The sequence below is a fragment of the Vibrio injensis genome, from assembly GCF_001895205.1.
GTDB classification, from domain to species: Bacteria; Pseudomonadota; Gammaproteobacteria; order Enterobacterales; family Vibrionaceae; genus Vibrio; species Vibrio injensis.
Genome location: NZ_BDJF01000016.1, coordinates 39,219 through 59,042, shown reverse-complemented (window position 1 = coordinate 59,042; position 19,824 = coordinate 39,219). Strand labels below are relative to the sequence as shown.

Below are 19,824 nucleotides of genomic sequence, written 5' to 3'. Positions count from 1 at the left end.
TTAGATTTTGCATCCGCCGCCAGCGCAATCATCGTCTTGTGATTGTACGGCATCTTTTTGATCATCTTTAGCGCCATCACGCGTGTTATGGTAGTAAAGAGTTTTCACGCCATACTTATACGCAGTGAGCAGATCTTGGAGCAATTTTTTCATCGGAACCTTGCCAGATGCATATTTACTCGGGTCATAGTTAGTATTGGCAGAAATCGCTTGGTCAACGAATTTTTGCATGATACCAACTAAGTGCAGATAACCATCATTAGAACCAATATTCCATAACAACTCATAATTTTCTTTAAGCTTGGTAAACTCAGGAACGACTTGTTTAAGAATGCCATCTTTAGATGCTTTAACCGAGACATACCCGCGTGGTGGCTCAATACCATTGGTCGCGTTGGAGATTTGCGATGATGTTTCAGATGGCATTAAAGCTGTCAGGGTTGAGTTACGTAAGCCAAACTCCATGATCTCATTGCGCAAACCATCCCAATCGTAATGCAATGGTTCATCACATAACGTATCAAGATCTTTTTTGTACGTATCAATTGGTAGCAGACCTTTAGCGTAGTTGGTCTCGTTGAAGGCAGGGCAGCGGCCTTGCTCTTTCGCTAACAATACTGAAGCCTTGAGCAAATAATATTGCATTGCTTCAAAGGTACGATGCGTTAAACCATTCGCACTGCCATCTGAATATTTCACGCCATGTTTTGCCAAGTAGTAAGCGTAGTTAATCACGCCCACCCCTAATGTACGACGGTTCATGGTCGACTTGCGAGCTGCCGGCAGTGGATAATCTTGATAATCCAACAGGGCATCCAATGCACGTACCACTAATTCAGCTAGCTCTTCGAAATCATCCAGTTTTTCTATTGCGCCGAGGTTAAAAGCTGACAACGTACAGAGCGCGATCTCACCGCTATCGTCTTCTACATTCGTCAGAGGTTTGGTCGGTAGTGCAATCTCTAAACAAAGATTCGATTGGCGCACAGGGGCAACACTGGCATCAAATGGACTGTGAGTATTACAGTGATCAACGTTTTGTATGTAGATACGACCAGTTGATGCTCGTTCTTGCATGAGTAGTGAGAAGATTTCTAATGCTTTCACGGTACGTTTTTTGATACTAGGATCATTTTCATAGCTAACGTACAGACGCTCAAATTCCTCTTGATCTTGGAAGAAAGCATCGTATAGCCCAGGTACATCAGACGGTGAGAAGAGCGTAATATTGCCACCTTCCACTAAACGTTTGTACATCAGTTTATTAAGCTGAACGCCATAGTCCATATGACGAACACGGTTTTCCTCGACCCCACGGTTATTTTTCAGAACCAATAAGGATTCGGCTTCACCATGCCACAAAGGATAAAATACCGTTGCTGCACCACCACGAACGCCACCTTGTGAACAGCACTTCACTGCCGTTTGGAAGTATTTATAAAATGGAATACAACCCGTATGGAAGGCTTCACCACCACGAATTTCAGAACCTAATGCGCGAATGCGTCCAGCATTAATACCGATCCCCGCCCGTTGTGATACGTAACGGACAATCGAACTTGCCGTCGCATTTATCGAGTCGAGGCTATCACCACATTCAATCAATACACATGAGCTGAATTGGCGAGTTGGAGTACGCACACCGGACATGATCGGTGTTGGGAGTGAAATTTTAAAGGTCGACGTCGCATCGTAAAAACGTTTCACAAAATCAAGACGTGTGGCTTTGGGATATTTGGCGAATAAACAAGCGGCAACGAGAAGGTACAAAAACTGTGCACTTTCGTAAATTTGTCCAGTGACTCGGTTTTGTACGAAGTATTTGCCTTCCAACTGTTTGACGGCAGCGTAAGAAAAATCTAAATCACGTCGATGGTCGATAAACGTATCCATTTGTGCAAATTCTTCGGCGCTATAATCTTCAAGTAAGTGGCTATCATACTTACCTTTTGCGACCATTGCAGAGACGTGATCATAGAGCGCAGGTGGCTCATATTGACCATAGGCTTTTTTACGTAGATGGAATACCGCGAGCCTAGCGGCAAGATACTGGTAATCTGGCGTCTCTTCAGAAATCAAATCAGCGGAAGATTTGATGATTGTTTCATGGATATCAGAGGTGGTGATCCCATCATAAAACTGGATGTGAGCGCGCAGTTCTACTTGTGAAACGGAGACATTATCCAGACCTTCGGCGGCCCATTCGATTACGCGATGAATTTTATCTAAATCGATATTTTCTTTGCGTCCATCACGCTTGGTGACAGTAAGTTGTTGGTTCATTCTGCTTTATTTCCCTAACAAAACTGATAAAAGCCGTGTTTTGGTGTAATTATTGTAAATCAAACGTTGGCTTTGTGATAAAAATCGCCCTACAGCCAGTGGTGAGAAACACTATATATAGGGGTGTATCAGTGTTCGGGTTACAAGATAGTGCTATCTAATCATTAATGCAAGTTACAGAACTTGCACATATTGTGGATAACCTGAGAAATAAAAAAATTCAGTTAGTAGCTACTTACCGACAATCAAAGGGTAGATTTAATGGTAAAAAATCTGCCTTTACAGATTGCTTTTTTACTAACCAAGCTTAAAAAAAAATGACTTGATCTTTCAGTAATTTTTTCAGTAAAGATTGAGACCCGAGTCAAAGGTTTACTAAGGTCTCGTCAAGCACCGATTGACACGATAAATGTACTGGTCATGGTGTCAAAGATAGAGCGGTTATTTTAGAGTAGTTTGGTATGAATGATGTAATTCACATCCACATTCTTCCCTAAACGATAACTGTCATTGAGTGGGTTATAATGCAAACCGGTTATGCCTTGTTCTTGTAACGCGGTTTGATCGATCATACGTAACAGCTCGGAAGGACGAATAAATTTGCTGTGGTCGTGGGTTCCTTTCGGTACAATCTTAAGCAGTTGTTCCGCACCAACAATTGCAAATAGGTAAGATTTTATATTGCGGTTTAAGGTAGAGAAAAACACATGGCCGCCGGGTTTCACCAAACGAGCACAAGCTTTGACTACTGAGAGAGGATCAGGTACGTGTTCGAGCATTTCCATACAGGTCACCACATCATAATGGTGAGGATATTGTTGGGCGTGATCTTCGACGGTACTTTGTAGATAAGTCAACGTTGTCCCCGTTTCAAGTGCGTGTAAACGAGCAACTTCCAATGGTTCTTTGCCCATATCAAGGCCAGTTACATGCGCTCCTTCTCGAGCCATACTCTCAGCTAAGATCCCCCCACCACAGCCGACATCTAATACCGTCTTTCCAAATAAACCATTAGCGTTAGCCAACACGTAGTTAAGACGCAGCGGATTAATTTGATGTAATGGCTTAAATTCGCCGTTTAAATCCCACCAACGTGATGCCATATCGGCAAATTTTTGGATTTCATTTGGATCGACATTTTGTGCTTTGGTCATACTTCTGATTGCCTATGTTTCCCACACCAATAAGTGACCATTATAACCCTATGAATCATCCACACCAGCCGTTATCTCGGATCCAGATATACTTGATGGAAAAGTAATCACTTATCAGTCGGATATGAGAGGAATGTGTGATTTCTCGGCAGTTGATACTTAACCACGGTCACAACCTGATAAAAGGGCAGGGAAAGTGATGCCGAAGTGGGCCAACTTGTGTTATATTTTTCAACCTTATAAGTATCAATATTATTCGACCAACAAAACAGTTAAACCAAGGCTCGTTGCCGAGCAAAACTGAGTGTGGTTTGAATAATCCGATCAAACTATAGAGGGATAATGGCTCTATGAGCGATCTAGCTAAAGAGATCACACCCGTAAACATTGAAGATGAGCTACGAAGTTCATACTTAGACTATGCGATGTCTGTCATCGTTGGTCGTGCTCTTCCAGATGTGCGTGATGGTCTAAAACCAGTGCATCGTCGCGTGTTGTTCGCGATGAGTGTTTTGGGTAACGATTGGAATAAACCCTACAAAAAATCGGCTCGTGTGGTAGGGGACGTTATCGGTAAATATCACCCTCATGGTGATAGTGCGGTTTACGATACGATTGTACGTATGGCGCAGCCTTTTTCTCTGCGTTATATGTTGGTCGATGGCCAAGGTAACTTTGGTTCGATTGACGGTGACTCAGCGGCAGCAATGCGATATACCGAAGTTCGGATGTCGAAAATTGCTCACGAGCTTTTGGCTGATTTAGATAAAGAAACGGTTGATTTTGTACCTAACTATGATGGTACAGAGCAAATTCCGGCAGTAATGCCGACTAAAATTCCTAACTTATTAGTCAATGGTTCGTCTGGTATTGCGGTTGGTATGGCAACCAATATCCCGCCGCATAACTTGACTGAAGTCATCAATGGCTGTTTGGCTTACATTAGTAATGAAGATATTACTATCGATGAGCTGATGGAGCACATCCCTGGTCCCGATTTCCCAACTGCTGCTTTGATCAGCGGTCGCAAAGGCATTATTGACGCCTACAAAACAGGGCGCGGCAAAGTCTACATGCGTTCAAAAGCGGAAATTGAAACTGAGAAAAACGGTAAAGAGACAATCATCGTCAGTGAAATTCCTTATCAAGTGAATAAAGCGCGTTTGATTGAGAAAATTGCCGATTTAGTAAAAGAGAAAAAAGTCGAAGGCATTAGCGCATTACGTGATGAGTCTGATAAAGACGGTATGCGTATTGTGATTGAGTGCCGTCGTGATGCTGTGGCAGAAGTGGTATTAAATAATCTTTATGCCAATACTCAATTGCAAACGACATTCGGTATTAACATGGTGGCGCTTGATAACGGTCAACCAAAACTATTCAACTTAAAAGAGATGTTGGAATGTTTTGTTAACCACCGCCGTGAAGTTGTCACTCGCCGGACCATTTTTGAATTACGTAAAGCGCGTGAAAGAGCCCATATTCTTGAAGGTTTATCACTCGCGTTGGCTAATATCGATGAGATTATTGATCTTATTCGTAAAGCTCCAACACCAGCAGAAGCTAAAATTGGCTTAATTTCTCGTGGTTGGGATTTAGGCCATGTTGCGGCTATGCTTGAACGCGCTGGTACTGATGCCGCGCGTCCGGAGTGGTTAGAGCCACAATACGGTATTCGTGATGGTCAGTATTTCTTAACTGAGCAGCAAGCTCAGGCGATTCTTGACTTGCGTCTACACCGATTAACTGGTTTAGAGCACGGCAAAATCCTCGATGAATACAAAGCATTATTGGATGAAATTGCTGAGCTAATCCATATTTTATCGAATACAGAACGCTTGATGGAAGTGATCCGTGAAGAGTTAGAAATGGCTCGCGATAACTTTGGTGATGCACGCCGTACCGAAATTACAGCAGCTAGCCATGACATCGATATGGAAGAGCTAATCGCTCGTGAAGATGTTGTTGTTACTTTGTCACATGAAGGCTATGTGAAGTATCAGTTATTAACGGATTACGAAGCACAGCGCCGTGGTGGTAAAGGTAAGAGCGCGACTCGAATGAAAGATGAAGATTATATTGAGCGTTTATTGGTAGCCAATACGCACGATAATATCTTATGTTTCTCAACTCGTGGTAAGACCTACCGTCTGAAAGTCTATCAATTACCATTGGCTAGCCGTACCGCACGTGGTAAACCGATTGTTAACTTGCTACCACTTGAAGAAAACGAGCGTATTACTGCTATCCTACCAGTAACGGAATTCAGTGAAGATAAATTTATCTTTATGGCGACCGGTGATGGTACGGTTAAGAAGACGTCATTAGATCAATTCTCTAATGTTCGCGCTAATGGTTTGATCGCTGTTAACCTGCGTGATGACGACTCATTGATTGGTGTTGAAATTACCGACGGTGAAAGCGATATCATGTTGTTCTCAAAATCAGGTAAGGTGGTTCGTTTTAACGAGAAACCGATCATTGATGATGAAGGTAACGTTAAAGGTGGTGTTCGTCCTATGGGACGTACTGCATCTGGTGTTCGTGGTATGAAGCTGGTTGAAGGCGATCAAGTTGTGTCTTTAATTGTGCCAAAAACCGATGGTGACATCTTAACCGTGACTGAAAATGGTTACGGTAAACGAACTCTGCTTTCTGAATATCCAGCGAAGAGCCGTGCAACACAAGGTGTTGTTTCGATCAAAGTTTCGGAACGCAATGGTAAAGTTGTCGGAGCCGTGCAAGCCGATGAAGGCGATGAATTCATGATGATCACCAATGCGGCTACCTTGGTTCGTACTCGCGTTGCTGAAGTGAGTCAAGTTGGCCGTAATACCCAAGGTGTTACGCTGATCCGCACTTCAGAAGGTGAGAAAGTGGTTGGCCTGCAGCGTATTGAAGAGCTTGATGAGGCGGATTTGCCACAAGATGATGACGTTTCTTCTGAAGCTCAGCCATCGGTGGAGTCAACCTCAACGACGATCGAGACTGATTCAACGGACAGCAATACGGATCCTACAGAATAAGTTGTTATACCGACACCGCTACTAATAATAAGAAGTGGTGAATACAACGAATAAAAGACCGAGACGTAATGCTCGGTCTTTTTTATGCTTAAACAAGTACAAGACATTAAGATCAAAATATGATCACGAAAGCGGTTAGATATAATTCACGGATCAATTTTTTGCATCATGATTTCACTTTACAATGAAACTTGATGATTATTTTTTTTATATAAAAAGTCTCTTGGTCATCTAAAGATTAAGAACTGCTATTGGCTTATATACAATAAATAGTGTGATTATTATTGTAATTTTAAAATATCCTTGCTAGATATTAACAGGAAGTGATATTATTTTTAGAGTAAATTATGATCAAATCACCATAGGACATTCGCAGTGGACTACGCCATAATCTCGCAATTAAAAAAAGATTTTTATGCGCAAATTAGCGCGCTTCAGTCTTATGCATTACCTCAGCAAACCACAACATTATCGTTGTTAACTGAAGAAGAATTAAAACAGCTAGAGCAAATTTGGGTTGAATTAGCGGTTTGGAAACGCTCGCAAAGCCATTAATTCAAAAACGGTGACACTGACGAATTCATTGCGCCTGATACTATCAATTATTTTTTAATTGAACAGAGCATCATTTCCCTGTTTTATCATTTAGCTATTCTTTCTCTGCTCATTTTTTCTTACCACTTAATTGCTGATGCTTTTTCCGCTGATTGACGTAGTAGAGTCTGGATAAGCTCGCTGACTCTGTATGCTGCTATGTTGACCATAAGCCTCGCCATGTAAGCACTTCACTCTTTTGTTGCGATCTCAACAAATTGTTATAATATAACAATTTGGACTTATTGTGATCTTTTCGTTGAAAAATGGGGTATTAGTCTCCATAGTAAAAATCACCAGATAAGAGTAACCTTATGCATACCATAACTAGCGTGCAGCCAGAACGAATTCAAGTGAGTAAAGATATGGCGGAAGTGAGAGCCAGAGTCGACTTCAAAGTTGGCTTGAAAAGTAATATTGATGCTGAGATTCTTTCATTCCGAGGTTTACAGTCGGATAAAGAACACGTAGCCGTTATCTTTCAAGCGGCAGATAAAACACAATCTATTCCATTAGTCAGAATGCACTCTGAGTGTTTAACCGGAGATGTTTTTCATTCATCACGGTGTGATTGCGGGGAGCAGCTCGAAGAGACCATCACTAAGATGGGCGAGCATGGCGGTATTATTCTCTATTTACGCCAGGAAGGCCGAGGTATTGGCTTATATAACAAGATTGATGCCTATCGCTTACAAAGCCAAGGTATGGATACGTATCAAGCCAATAATCATCTTGGTTTTGGTGATGATTTGCGCGATTTTACTGAAGCAGCGCAAATGCTAAAAGCACTCGGAGTGACTAAAATTCGTTTAGTAACGAATAACCCGAAAAAAATAAGAGAGTTACAAGAGCACGGGATTGAGATTGTCAGTGTGGTTAATACGGCTGCACATATTAAACATGGTAATGAAGATTATTTAAAAGCGAAAGTCTCACGCGGCAAACATCATTTAAAGTTATAAATCGTGATGCTTTTTCTATATAAGCGATTGAACTTTCAGCGTATTCTCTTTCATCTGATGAATCTGTGTAAACACCTTTAGCCCAGATCACTAAAGTTTTTGTCCATAACTCATCATTTCTTCATTTGAAGTGATGAGTTTTGTTGTTTATAGATGGTGGACTTTTCTTGCGTTGGCACTACAAGATAACGCCAATCTTAGCCAAGAACAGCCGATCACGATTGGTTTAGGAAGTTGAGCTCAATGTCGATAAAGAGTGGGTAAAGCGGAGAATATTTGCCATACTTAATCAAACATCGGCTGGACGGTTTAGTGCTAGGTATCGTCTACGCTCACCAATTCTAAATTAACCTACGTTATTGGTTAGCCAAGGGGACATCGAAAATATGAAGCGTTACTCATTGATGGCCATTGTTTTGCTTTGGATTAGTTTGCCACTTTTTGCTCATGCGTCAGTGGTTCAACCTTCTGATCTCAAGGGACAAAGTGAGTATGCACTATATTATCCTCAGCAAGTCGAGAAACTCTACCAGCGTAATCAGCATCAATTAATTTGGCGAGATGAGTTGAGTCGAGTCTATTTTGAGCAGCAACTTGCACTGATTCATCAAGCGAACATTAGCCCATTATTTTCAAAACGCTATAAGCAATTACGAGCCTTGAGTGAACAACAGGCATGGGTTCAATATGATGTGTTAGCGACAGACACAGTCATCGGCTATCTTAGCTACGCTCAATTAGCCGCTCAACAAGGGATGGATTGGTTTTTTAACGGTAAATTAAATCATGTATTACCTTTGCCGAGCAGCTCTTCATTATTAGCACTGTCGGTCGCTGCGGGTACGCCTGCGATGGCTGATTTAGTTTTGCAACATGCCCCACAAGATCCTGCTTATCATCAATTGGTTTATGCTTATAGTTTTTTGTCGGCACTTAAAACGGCACCATTACCGATTTATCGACAAGTCGGTTTGAAACGCCCAGGCGATAGATTGGAAGATCGTTCTAGCTTGATTCAACGTTTAGCTCTGGTCAATATTGATGTTACCGTGATTCGTGACGATGTTTCTTGGTACGATAATTCATTAATCGAACCCATAAAGCATTTTCAGCAGTTACATGGACTAACCGCTGACGGTGTGATTGGTCCGCAGACCTTAAAATGGCTAAATGTCTCCGTTGAAGAGCGTTTAGGCTTAATTGCTTTGAATGCTGAGCGAATGCGTCTGTGGCCAGCCAGTAATACATCGATAGTGGTTAATGTACCAAGCTTTGAATTGAAGTATTGGCATGCGGGAGAAAACGTTTTTCAATCAAAAGTGGTGGTGGGACGCATTTCTCGGCCAACGCCAGTCATGACGACACGTTTAGATTCTTTAATTGTTAATCCCACTTGGAATGTTCCTTATAAAATCATGGTCGAAGACATTCTACCTATGGCGAAGCGAGATCTGCGTTATTTAGATCGTCAAAACCTAGAGATTCTACCGCGTTGGGGAGCGACACAGACTCTAGAACCGACATCGATAGATTGGGAGAATATTTCATTAGAGGCATTTCCTTATCGGATGCGTCAAAGAGCGGGCTATCACAATGCGCTGGGATTATATAAATTCAATACCCCAAATCGACGAGCGATCTTTTTGCATGATACCCCAAGTAAATATTTATTTGAGCGTGACTCGAGAGCATTTAGCTCGGGTTGTATTCGGGTTGAACATGCCGATCAATTTGCCAATGTATTGTTAACCAAACAGGGGTTAGACTCTCAACAATTTGCTCCGCAAAGTAGCCCTGTGAATCAAGCCATTCCATTAAGACAGCGCATACCAGTACAAATTATTTATCAAACGGCGTGGTATGACGCAGGACAATTGCATTTCAGAGACGATATTTATCGTCTTGATAAACGGGTTACTCAATAATGAGGATTTTTATGAACGCTGCGATACTTACTTGTACGCCGTATCCAGTTGTTTGAGTCTTGAGCACGACTTGTCAAAGCCGAATGAGAATGTCATAGTTGATGATAATTTTTTGCTGTTTGTTCAGGTTCTCTCATGTCTTTGAAGTATCAAATTGTCCCCGTTACTCCGTTTGCGCAAAACTGTTCAATTGTATGGTGTGATGACACCATGCAAGGCATTGTTATTGATCCCGGTGGAGATGTAAAACAATTAAAAATATTGATTGATCAACTAGGCGTCCAAGTGGTTAAACTGGTTTTGACTCATGGTCATTTGGATCATGTTGGGGGTACCGAGCCTCTTGCTGCTCTGTTGGGCGGGGTAGAAATTATTGGTCCTCATAAAGCCGATAATTTTTGGTTACAAGGCTTAGAAGGGCAGAGTCAAATGTTTGGTTTTCCGCTGACCGAAGCCTTTGAACCCCATCAATGGCTCGAGGAAGGTGATACCGTCACGTTTGGTAACCAGACGCTTGCCGTCTTGCATACCCCCGGCCACACTCCTGGTCATGTGGTTTTATTCAGCGAAGAAGCCAGTTTAGCATTTGTTGGTGATGTGCTTTTCAATGGCAGTATTGGACGAACTGATTTTCCACAGGGTGATTTCAATACGTTGATTGATTCTATTAAAAACAAACTTTGGCCCTTGGGTAATCAAGTAACGTTTATTCCCGGCCATGGACCGACCTCAACGTTTGGTCGTGAACGAGCGAGTAATCCTTTTGTGGCTGATGAAATGCCACTTTACTAGTTGTCATCGATGTTAGGGTGTATTTTTGTGATAACAAGGAGCCTATTGTACTTTGGCTCCTAAGACAATCTCATCTTATTCGGGTTTGGCTGCGGCGAGATAGCGTCGAGCCAGACCAACAAATTCATCAGCCGAACGGTCAAGATCATTCTCCGAGATAAAAACATCAAAACCATAAAAATTACGTTGATGGTGCATTCGGTTAGCGAGCATTGCCATTAAGCCTGTGTATATTTTACCTTGTGGATCGGTATAGGGTGTTGAATCTAATACGATGTCTTCAAAAAGTAGGCTTTTATCATGCTGCTTCATGCCTAAATACAGTAAGGCTCGTTGGTTAAATAACATTTCTCGAGCAATTCTTGGGCAGATACCGTCTAAAAAAGGTCCGTAATTTTTTAAACGAATACCTATCCATGGCAGCGGTTGATGCCATCCCTCTTGTTGATAGGTACATATTCCAATTTGATTGATATTTTGCCATTTCACTACCCACCCACCATAGTAAAAATGTTGTTGTAAGTGACTGGCGGTGAGAGTGAAACCTACCCAACTTTTACGTGCTAACCAATAGCCCGCTGCACATAAAATCAATACACACATTATCGCCACTAATGCCTGTTGCCAACTGTTCGATAAGCGAATCAAAGCAATAATGATCAATAACACGAACAACAAACCGATTTTGGCGTAGAGTGAATGTCGATCGAATTGATAATTAGATAAGTGGATTGTTGGCATACCGACCTCGCATGCAAAGGCTCTATGATTAATACTCAATATTCATCGATGGTGATCACTGCGCATCACTGAAACCGTAAACAGCAAATAATGATGTGCTGTTTAAATTCTAGCCGCTTATCGGGTAAATCTTGCTTTTGTTAGGTGAACTTGAGCGATACCCTACAAAAGGTCGATGAATTTTGCTATAAAACGCGCTTCAAATTTTCACCACTGCATCTTGTGCAGTGAAATGGAGAGATACTCGATGAGACTTGCTCATAAGCGTAAAGTGCAGGCAAAACTGCAAAAGCGCATCATAGCGATGGTAGCAAACATTACCTCAGCACCAAAAACAGCCAAGCCTGTAGCCGTTAATTCTGTCGTTGCCAAGCAAACGGCACAACCATCAAGTGAACCCGTTTCATCAACGATACGTGCAGATATCGTGTTAACCCCTAAACAGCAACAAGTATTTGATATTGTTGTGGCGAATGCAGAGGGCATTAATCCTAAGGCGATTGGTTTAGCGGCTGGACAAGAAGAGAGTAAAGCCGCGTCTTGGGCGACGGGGGCATTAAAGAAACTACTTGAAGTTGAATTAGTTGCCAGAGAGTCCCAAGCGGGTAACAAGGTTATTTATAAAGCGTTGTAAATGACCAATGACTCTACAACTGCTCTTGTTATTCAGGTGGCAGTTGTAGAGTGATATGGCTTATCAAATTTACTCGATCTTAGTGATGCTGCCGATTTCCAACATCGGTGCGACATCCATTTTTTCTGCATTCATCATGGCAGATAAACGCTGAACTGATGAGAGTAATAAACTTTGCTCCCAATCGGCTAAATGCTGAAACTGTTGCACAAAACTGTCTTGTAGCGGTTGGGGCGCGCGAGCTAATAGTTCTCGTCCAGTGTCTGTTAAATGAGCGTGAACTTTACGTTTATCAGTACTACTTCTGACGCGTTGTACATATTGATTTCGTTCTAGACGGTCTAGAATAGTCGTTGCGGTAGCTTGACTCATGTTGGTGTGCTTGGACAATTGACGAATCGTGACTTCACCTAATTCTTCAATTGAACGCATCAAAATTAATTGCGGACCCGTCAGCCCAGCATACTTGCTTAATTTTTTTGAATGCAAATCTATGGCTCGGATAATTTGACGAATCGCAACCAACACTTCTTCGTGTTTTTCCACAATCTTTTACCTACAACAAACAATGGACCAATTAGGTCGGACCATACCTTAGTTGAGGATAATTGAAAAGTAGAGTTATATCCTTGCTATTGAAAGTCGTGGTGGCGTTAGCCATTTTTGCTCATCCATTTCTGACAGAGAATAAAATGGTTGGAATGATGACATTTGTCACTAATTTGACGGTAATGTGATTAAAAGCAAACAGTTATTGCAACGGTGTTTATTTTTACATAATGCGTGCAAACGCTTATAAACCTCGCTATTATTTGCCGCCCAACTGTTCCTTTTATCAGCGATAATTCACTATGAAATTAACCCTAAAACAAAAGCTTATTGGCACTAGCCTGTCAGCGGTCGTCGTGATGGCGGCCGCATTGACTTGGTTGTCTGCCGATCAACTCAAACAACAAACAAGCCGTGGCGTGCTTGCCCGTGCACAAGCTATTTCTGAAACGGCATCGAAAGGTATTTCTGATTGGATTTCGATCCGAAAAGATATCTCTACGGCATTTAATGACTATACCGTGCAACCTGATGTGGTGCCTTTTTTACAACAGGCGCGTAAAGCCGGCGGGTTTGACGATATTTTCTTTGGTACTGTTAACGGTGAAATGTATCGCTCCCATCCAGAGCGTAACCGAGCTGATTATGACCCTCGTACTCGTCTTTGGTATCGTGATGCCGCGAATGCGGGTAAACAAATTATCACTACGGCTTATCAAGATGCGATCACTAATGCTTTATTAGTGACCATTGCTGAACCTATTCGTCACAATGGTCAGCTACGTGGTGTGGTTGGTGCAGATGTACTGATTGATCAATTAATCAGTGATGTGTTGAGTATCGACGCGGGTGATAATGCCTACGCGATGTTGATTGATACCCAAGACGGCTATTTTCTGGCACATCCAGACAAACGATTGCTTTTAAAGCCAGTCAGTTCGCTTGATAGCGCGCTTACCATGAATGCTATTCAGCAAGCCGCTAATAGTCGTCAGCTAATGACATTGAACCATAACGGCCAAGAGAGCCTATTTTACTTTGATAGAGTCGCGGATACGCCATGGGTATTTGCTGTGCAGATGGATAAAAATACCGAATTTGCAGCGCATACTCAATTGCTCACAGGCTTATTGATCACCGCGATTTTTATCACCTTGGTCGTGGTGTTGATTGTCTCTTGGTTAGTCAGCTTTTTATTCAGAGATTTATTACGTGTCTCTAAAGCATTAGAAGAAATCGCAACCGGAGACGGTGATTTAACGCAACGCTTAGAGCCACGTAGTGACGATGAAGTGGGACAACTGGCGAAAAATTTCAATATTTTCGTCGGTAATATGCATACCATGGTCAGTAAATTGAGCGAAGTCTCAGCATCACTGTCATCACAATCGCATATGACGGCAGCTCATGCTGAAGAGCGCAGTGCCCGTATCCGTATGCAGCAAGATGAAATTAATATGGTTGCGACAGCAATCAATGAAATGGCAGCGGCGACTCAGGAGATTGCTAATAACTCTGAACATACTGCGCAAAACTCATCCGAGGCGGTAACCGCTTGTGTCGATGGCTCTAAGCAAGTATCGCAAACACAGAACTCTATTCTGTCTTTAGCGAAAGAAGTGCAGGTAGCAACAGGTGTTATTCAAGAGCTGGAAGAGCATGGCAATCAGATCAGTACCATTCTTTCAACCATTCAAGGGATTGCTGAGCAGACCAATCTATTGGCATTGAATGCGGCGATTGAAGCGGCTCGTGCAGGTGAACAAGGTCGCGGTTTTGCGGTGGTTGCCGATGAAGTGCGCGTACTGAGCCAACGTACACATGCGTCAACGAAAGAAATTCAAACCATGATTGAAATGCTACAAGGCACGACGGGTAAAGCCGTTGGAATCATGAATGATAGTCGGATGCTAGCCGATACGAGTGTTGATGATGCACACTCTGCGGCAGCGAGCTTGATGCAAATCCATCATGCAGTTGAGCGGATCAGTGATATGGCGACCCAGATTGCTTCGGCTGCCGAGGAACAGGCGTCAGTCACCTCTGAGATCACGCGTAATACGGTCGGTATTCGCGATGTGTCTAATGATCTTGCCCAAGAAGCTCATGATGCAGCCGCTCAAGCTGCGGAGCTATCACAGCTCTCTTATCAGCTCGACCAAGAGATCCGTCGCTTTAAGTTATAAGCTCTAATTGATAAGAGATGAGCTAATAAATTTAAGTTATTCTTGATAGTTTGTGATAAATCATAGGGAGCGAAAGCTCCCTATGTTGATCCTTGATACGAGTGATGACAACTTCAGTCAGAAGCTATAACCAAAATCGTTTAAGCCGATCATCTGGTGAATAATGGTGTGCGATTTGCGCCTGCATCAGTTCTGCTGTGGCAATCGCATCTGTCAGAGCGTGATGAGGATTATAAGCCGGTAAACCATAGCGTTGTCGGGCTTGCCCTAAACGCAGTGATTGCGGTTTTTTACCACGTAGCTTATTCCAAATTCCTGCGGTGAGGCGCTTTTGAATCTCCGCTTCAAGTTGCATGGTATCGATAATCGGAAATTCAATACCTTCGTTTATTCGTCGTTTAAAAGCTTGATCCAAAAATTCACGTTCGATCTTATGATAATGGGCGACGATGACTTTCCCTTCCAGTGCGGTTAATAAGGCTTCAATTACCTCACTTAAATCGGGGGCGTGTATAATATCGCTGTGCGTGATGCCATGAATGATCACCGAACCTTCGTCCAGTTTTTGTCGAGGGCGAACGATCCAGTGCTGCGCTCGCTTAAGATAGACTCGCTGTAAAGTGAAGGGTACTAAGCCGATGGTAATAATTTCATCTTTATTTGCATCAAGCCCAGTGGTTTCAAAATCCATCGCGACAAACTCAATCTCACCCAAAGCCGAATTGCCATCAGCCAGTTCAGCTTGATAAAAACGTTGCAGCAAAGGGGATTGGGCAAGCTTTTGTTTCGCTCGATATTTATAAGGCCAATCGATACTTGGCGCTTGAAATAGTCCTTTCATGCTCACCTTATTTAAAATTGCTGCTCGCTTGATAACGATATTTAAGGAAATTTTGGCCGTTACTCAAAATTTGAAAGGCATCTTTTAAATTACGTCGTTCAAATTCAGAGAGGTTTTCTGGTTCAATGTTGTTATCGGGTTCATTATTATTTTCCACATCCAGAGCTTGATGGCGAATGCGTACCATTGAAATAAACTCTAACGCATCGCGTAGATCTTGCCCTCGTCCTTTGGGTAAGATGCCCGCATCGATAATATCATCGAGTCGTTCGAACGAGTTTTTTGCCCGAGAGCCGACTGCCAGAGCATGAACGCGAATTAAATCTGCCAGTGGTGCGGTACCACGACGTTTTAGATTGATCGAATTATTGTGGCGACCATCTTTTTCCATGACGAAGTTTTTGAAAAAACCAAGTGGTGGGGTTCGGTTTAAAGCATTACGAGCCAAACAAGCTAAAAAGCGGTTATTCCGTCTAGCGCGGCGGACAATAAATCCATTCAATTGCTCTGCCCATTTCAATCGGCCATAAACTCCATCTAAGTCAAAGAAGATAGAGGCATTCAGCAAAGCTTTCGGATTAGGATTATCAATCCAATCGGCAAAACAGGTTTCCCATTGTTGACGAGTCATACGCCACATTGGGTTGGTTGCCATAATCTCGCCTGTACAATAGGTGTAACCGCACTGATCGAGCCCATCACAAACAAACTGAGCTAAGTCTGCAAAATATTGACCGTGCAATCCTTCATCATAACTATCATCAAGCAGTAGAGCGTTATCTTGATCGGTGACAATCAGCTGTTCATCTCGTCCCATAGAACCCAGTGCTAAAAAGCAGTAGGGGACGGGAGGAGGACCAAACTTCTCTTCAGCCAGCTCTAATAATCGTTGCTTGAAACTACGACCAATCGTTGACATGGCGGTACCGACCATATGCGAGTTAGCGTCTTCATTAACGAGACGGACAAAAGCGGGTTTAACTTGTTTGGCTAAATTCGCCAAATCTTCAATACTATTTTGATGAAAAATTGTACTGACTAATAACAGTGAGTTATGCGATTCATGACGAACAATATCGGTCATGCCGACAATACCAATCGGATTGTTTTCCTTTAGCACGGGTAGGTGATGGACGTTGTAACGCAGCATAAACAGCATCGCTTCATAGACATAAGCGTTATGATCCAACGAAATCACTTCGCTGGTCATGATTTCAGTCACTGCATGTTGGTAATCCAATCCGGTGGCAATCACCCTTCGACAAAGATCGCGATCTGTAAGAATACCGACGACAGGGCTGCTATCATTTTCATCATCTTGCAGGATGTTAGGGTCGATGATCAGCAGTGAAGAGACGTTCTCTTCCGACATTTTTATAGCGGCTTGTTGGATACTGGCATCGTTGTAGACGAAAGGGGCTTCGCGAGTGAGTAAATGTTTGACTTTAGAGGTGGTTAAATCATTTTGATCTTGAGTATTGGATACCGTCTGTCGTAGACGCGCATTATCTTGTACTTCAACATAATCAGCAAAAGTATCGTATTCATCGTATAACTTTTGAAACATGGCTTCGGGCATACAATAAATCAGCGTGTCTTCAATGGCGGTAACCGGAAAAAGCACTTTATTATTAGTCAACAGCCCCATTTGCCCAAATAAGCCGCCTTCTGATAATCGATTATATAATTCCCCTTTGCGACGATAAATTTCTACTACACCACTACGAACAATATATAAATCTTGAATATGATCGCCAGCATGAATGATCGGCGTATTTTGGCGGTAATAAGCAATTTCTATTTGGTGAACGGCTTCATCAAGCACTGACTCAGGAAGCTCATTAAAAGGTGGGTATTGAGCAAGAAAGTTTTTAATATCGATTAATTCTGCTTCCATCAAGGGACTCCTTTGGCCCAAATCATCCTTAATCGGGATTATCTGGGTATCACAATATGTTTGAAATGAGTGAGATACTCATCTCTTGAGGTCGGCAATATCTGCACCTATTTCATTTAATTAATCACTTAGTCTACACGATTTTGTGGTTCAGCGCAGATTTGAGGTAGCGCCTACTCTTTTCTTCGCGATTATCCGTTATTCTAAGAGCAGATAAAGAAGATAGGTAGAGCGATGAATAAAACCAGTATATTGATGATAGCGATGGCTGTTTTTCCGCTAGCACACGCTGAAAATTCTCACATAGATCAGCGGTTGAAGTATGATTTTTTTAGCGCAGAGCTGACGTCAGGGACCATGAGTGGTTTATACGCTGCTGGAAGAAGTGATAATACGACAGCACTATCGATAGGAGTGAGCCATCAACTGGCCGAGCGACGCGTATTGTTGATCTCTGATTATAGTGCTCGCTTTTATCATCCTAATGACGAGACGATCGAACAGTACCGTTTACGATTTGGGGTTGGCTATCATTGGCCAATAATCGACAAGCTTGATCTGGTTAGTCATGCCCGAGTGGGGATGTTAAGGATCAGCAGTGATTATACCGTCGATAATGAAACTCGCTCTGTTTTTGGTGCGGATATTGGGCTACGTTATCTGATACGCCCCAACTGGGAGGCAAGTTTATTTGCCGAAGCAAATTATAACCACTGGCAAGATGAATACGTGTTTACATTTAGAACCGATTATCGGTTGAGTAAGCGCTTGTCGTTAGGAGGGCTTGTTACTTATCGAGATGGTGAATTGCAAAATATCAATGAAGTTGGCATAACGATGCGAATTCATTATTAACTTTATATGTCGATATCAATTAAAAAAGCCAAGCAGAGGTTGTTTCTGCTTGGCTTTGTATTCATCGCTGTGTTTGCTCAACCTGTCGGTAGATAAGCCATTTATAAAACGACTTTAATCCCTTCACATAGAGGAGACATGTTATTTTTCGTCATGCCTGCAACGCTTATCCGGCCAGATCCGACAATATAAATACCAAACTCTTCTTTCAATCGTTGCACCTGTTGCTTATTTAAGCCGGAGAAAGAGAACATGCCATTTTGTCGTTCGATAAAGCTAAAATCTGCATTAACGCCAATTTCTTGTAAACGAGTAACGAACAGTTCGCGCATCTCTTGAATTCGTTCACGCATCTCGGCAACTTCTGCTTCCCATTCTGCGCGTAGGGCAGGGTTTTGCAGTATGTATGTGACGACAGCAGCACCATGAGCGGGTGGATTCGAATAAATAGAGCGAATAATCGCTTTGACTTGTGAGAACGCCGTATTGGCTACCTCGGCTGAGGCGGCGACTAAGGTAAACGCACCGACGCGCTCGTTATACAAGCCGAAATTTTTTGAAAATGAAGAAGCGACTAAAATTTCTGGATTGTATTGAGCAAAAATCCGTAACCCAGCGGCATCTTCTTCGACCCCTTTAGCAAAGCCTTGGTAAGCAAAATCAAACAGAGGGAGTAAGCCTTTTTCTGCCACCAATTTAGCTAAGATTTCCCACTCTTCTAACGTTGGATCAATTCCCGTCGGATTATGGCAGCAGCCGTGCAGCAAAACCACATCACCTGTGGATGCTTGCTCAAGATCGGCGAGCATCGCTGGGAAATCTTTATCTTTTTTCTCGGCGTTGTAATAAGTGTACTCTGTTGTTTCAAGTCCCGCGGCACCAAATACACCATGATGGTTAGCCCATGTTGGGTTACTGATCCAGACTTTGACATCACCGAGTTGACGTTTAATAAACTCACCCGCCACGCGAAGCGCACCTGTACCACCAGGCGCTTGAGCGGTTTTAGCACGTTGAGCATTCATGATGTCGGCTTGCTCACCAAACAATAATTTCTGTACCGCTAGGCCATATTCAGCAGTGCCTTCAATGGTTAAATAAGATTTGGTTTTCTCCGATTCAAGCAGCGCAGCTTCGGCTTTTTTGACGGTCGCCAAGACTGGCGTTTCACCGGCTTCGTTTTTATAAATACCTACGCCTAAATTGATTTTGTCTGTACGAGGATCATTTTTAAACTCCTCAGTTAAACCAAGAATAGGGTCAGCAGGTGCTGCGACAACTTTTTCAAACATAATGTCCATCCATGTAAAGTTAAGGTGATACGCTTCGTACTTGGCCTTGCATTGATGCTATTCGCGTACCGATAACGCCAAGTCGTTTGCAAA

General features: G+C 42.6%; 15 protein-coding genes. 8 read left to right on the top strand and 7 right to left on the bottom strand.

Annotation, left to right across the window (positions count from 1 at the left end; translation table 11 throughout):
- Both nrdA and ubiG read right to left on the bottom strand, forming a co-directional pair.
- Window positions 1-2,283, bottom strand: coding sequence for a class 1a ribonucleoside-diphosphate reductase subunit alpha (gene nrdA / locus BSR11_RS05370; protein ID WP_072669437.1), 2,283 nt, complete (start codon window positions 2,281-2,283; stop codon window positions 1-3).
- 446 nt (window positions 2,284-2,729) lie between these two features.
- Window positions 2,730-3,437, bottom strand: coding sequence for a bifunctional 2-polyprenyl-6-hydroxyphenol methylase/3-demethylubiquinol 3-O-methyltransferase UbiG (ubiG, locus tag BSR11_RS05365; RefSeq protein ID WP_072669436.1), 708 nt, complete (start codon window positions 3,435-3,437; stop codon window positions 2,730-2,732).
- Window positions 3,438-3,787: 350 nt separating this feature from the next.
- Between ubiG and gyrA the strand changes: the two genes are divergently transcribed.
- The 5 genes from gyrA to BSR11_RS05340 all read left to right on the top strand — a co-directional run bounded on the left by gyrA (window position 3,788) and on the right by BSR11_RS05340 (window position 10,736).
- Complete coding sequence (gene gyrA, locus BSR11_RS05360) at window positions 3,788-6,463, top strand: DNA topoisomerase (ATP-hydrolyzing) subunit A (RefSeq protein ID WP_072669435.1); 2,676 nt, start codon at window positions 3,788-3,790, stop codon at window positions 6,461-6,463.
- A gap of 375 nt (window positions 6,464-6,838) precedes the next feature.
- Window positions 6,839-7,018 carry a hypothetical protein gene (locus BSR11_RS05355; protein WP_072669434.1) on the top strand — a complete coding sequence of 60 codons (180 nt, stop codon included), beginning with the start codon at window positions 6,839-6,841 and terminating at the stop codon, window positions 7,016-7,018.
- A 353-nt stretch (window positions 7,019-7,371) separates the two neighbouring features.
- Complete coding sequence (locus tag BSR11_RS05350) at window positions 7,372-8,019, top strand: GTP cyclohydrolase II (protein ID WP_072669433.1); 648 nt, start codon at window positions 7,372-7,374, stop codon at window positions 8,017-8,019.
- Window positions 8,020-8,405: 386 nt separating this feature from the next.
- Window positions 8,406-9,944: a L,D-transpeptidase family protein gene (locus BSR11_RS05345; RefSeq protein ID WP_072669432.1), complete on the top strand. Its 1,539-nt coding sequence runs from the start codon at window positions 8,406-8,408 to the stop codon at window positions 9,942-9,944.
- Between the two features lie 135 nt (window positions 9,945-10,079).
- Window positions 10,080-10,736 (top strand): MBL fold metallo-hydrolase, encoded by a 657-nt coding sequence (locus BSR11_RS05340; protein ID WP_072669431.1) that lies wholly within the window; start codon window positions 10,080-10,082, stop codon window positions 10,734-10,736.
- A gap of 75 nt (window positions 10,737-10,811) precedes the next feature.
- Here the strand turns inward: BSR11_RS05340 and BSR11_RS05335 are convergent, their stop codons facing one another.
- The gene (locus BSR11_RS05335; RefSeq protein WP_072669430.1) at window positions 10,812-11,477 is read right to left on the bottom strand and encodes a DUF2982 domain-containing protein; all 666 of its coding nucleotides are present in this window, start codon (window positions 11,475-11,477) and stop codon (window positions 10,812-10,814) included.
- Window positions 11,478-11,724: 247 nt separating this feature from the next.
- Here BSR11_RS05335 and BSR11_RS05330 point away from each other — a divergent pair, with 247 nt between their 5' ends.
- Window positions 11,725-12,111: a MarR family transcriptional regulator gene (locus BSR11_RS05330; RefSeq protein ID WP_072669429.1), complete on the top strand. Its 387-nt coding sequence runs from the start codon at window positions 11,725-11,727 to the stop codon at window positions 12,109-12,111.
- Window positions 12,112-12,180: 69 nt separating this feature from the next.
- Here the strand turns inward: BSR11_RS05330 and BSR11_RS05325 are convergent, their stop codons facing one another.
- Window positions 12,181-12,657: a MarR family winged helix-turn-helix transcriptional regulator gene (locus BSR11_RS05325; protein WP_072669428.1), complete on the bottom strand. Its 477-nt coding sequence runs from the start codon at window positions 12,655-12,657 to the stop codon at window positions 12,181-12,183.
- 305 nt (window positions 12,658-12,962) lie between these two features.
- Here BSR11_RS05325 and BSR11_RS05320 point away from each other — a divergent pair, with 305 nt between their 5' ends.
- Window positions 12,963-14,846, top strand: a complete 1,884-nt coding sequence (locus tag BSR11_RS05320) for a methyl-accepting chemotaxis protein (RefSeq protein WP_072669427.1) — start codon at window positions 12,963-12,965, stop codon at window positions 14,844-14,846.
- Window positions 14,847-14,970: 124 nt separating this feature from the next.
- On the opposite strand, the gene BSR11_RS05315 is transcribed toward BSR11_RS05320, so the two are convergent.
- Together BSR11_RS05315 and BSR11_RS05310 are read right to left on the bottom strand one after the other, a co-directional pair.
- Entirely contained in the window at window positions 14,971-15,687 is a 717-nt protein-coding gene (locus BSR11_RS05315; protein WP_072669426.1) for a 3'-5' exonuclease, read from the bottom strand.
- Window positions 15,688-15,694: 7 nt separating this feature from the next.
- The gene (locus BSR11_RS05310; protein ID WP_072669425.1) at window positions 15,695-17,584 is read right to left on the bottom strand and encodes a DUF294 nucleotidyltransferase-like domain-containing protein; all 1,890 of its coding nucleotides are present in this window, start codon (window positions 17,582-17,584) and stop codon (window positions 15,695-15,697) included.
- Window positions 17,585-17,818: 234 nt separating this feature from the next.
- Here BSR11_RS05310 and BSR11_RS05305 point away from each other — a divergent pair, with 234 nt between their 5' ends.
- Window positions 17,819-18,439 carry an Ail and OmpX gene (locus BSR11_RS05305; RefSeq protein WP_072669424.1) on the top strand — a complete coding sequence of 207 codons (621 nt, stop codon included), beginning with the start codon at window positions 17,819-17,821 and terminating at the stop codon, window positions 18,437-18,439.
- A gap of 101 nt (window positions 18,440-18,540) precedes the next feature.
- On the opposite strand, the gene BSR11_RS05300 is transcribed toward BSR11_RS05305, so the two are convergent.
- Entirely contained in the window at window positions 18,541-19,731 is a 1,191-nt protein-coding gene (locus BSR11_RS05300; RefSeq protein ID WP_139299806.1) for an amino acid aminotransferase, read from the bottom strand.
- Between the last annotated feature and the right edge of the window lie 93 nt (window positions 19,732-19,824).